Source organism: Ligilactobacillus salitolerans (assembly GCF_003864415.1).
Lineage (GTDB): Bacteria > Bacillota > Bacilli > Lactobacillales > Lactobacillaceae > Ligilactobacillus > Ligilactobacillus salitolerans.
On sequence record NZ_BFFP01000087.1, the window covers coordinates 1 to 993 of the forward strand.

General features: G+C 50.4%; 2 rRNA genes. Both read right to left on the reverse strand.

The window, feature by feature from the left end:
* Positions 1-169: 169 nt before the first annotated feature.
* A 5S ribosomal RNA gene (gene rrf, locus LFYK43_RS12135) occupies positions 170-286 on the reverse strand.
* 86 nt (positions 287-372) lie between these two features.
* Positions 373-993 (reverse strand): 23S ribosomal RNA (locus LFYK43_RS12140); the annotation flags it as partial.

The window sequence follows — 993 nt, forward strand, 5'->3', positions numbered from 1 at the left end:
AGACTCATCCTCCAAAATATTTGATTATATGTACTACATCCATTATTTTAACCTACTCCGTCTAACCATACCAGAAATTGGGGCTCTCTGTACTGAATGCTCCTGCAAAAACACGACTAAACTTTTTTATATAAAAAAAGCCACTTCCCAACGGAAATGACTTAAAATTGCGCGGCAGCGCCCTACCCTCACAGGGGGCGATCCCCCAACTACTCTTGGCGTAACGAAGCTTAACTTCTGTGTTCGGCCTGGGAACAGGTGTAGCCTTCGTGCAATCGCCACCGCACTATTTTTCTTTGAGAAGATCCATCCTCTCAAAACTGAACAACATTTCTTCTTGCTTTTATCAAACCGCACTTCCGCGCGACTCTTTTGGTTAAGTCCTCGACCGATTAGTAATGGTCCGCTCCATGCCTCGCGGCACTTCCACTTCCATCCTATCTACCTGATCATCTCTCAGGGGTCTTACTTCCATAAAGGAATGGGAAATCTGATCTTGAGGTGAGTTTCGCACTTAGATGCTTTCAGCGTTTATCTCATCCACACTTAGCTACCCAGCGCTGCCTTGGGCAAGACAACTGGTACACCAGCGGTGTGTCCATCCCGGTCCTCTCGTACTAAGGACAGATCCTCGCAAATTTCCTACGCCCGCGACGGATAGGGACCGAACTGTCTCACGACGTTCTGAACCCAGCTCGCGTACCGCTTTAATGGGCGAACAGCCCAACCCTTGGGACCGACTACAGCCCCAGGATGCGATGAGCCGACATCGAGGTGCCAAACCTCCCCGTCGATGTGGACTCTTGGGGGAGATAAGCCTGTTATCCCCAGGGTAGCTTTTATCCGTTGAGCGATGGCCCTTCCATACGGAACCACCGGATCACTAAGCCCGACTTTCGTCCCTGCTCGACTTGTCAGTCTCACAGTCAAGCTCCCTGCTGCCTTTACACTCTGCGAATGATTTCCAACCATTCTGAGGGAACCTTTGGGCGC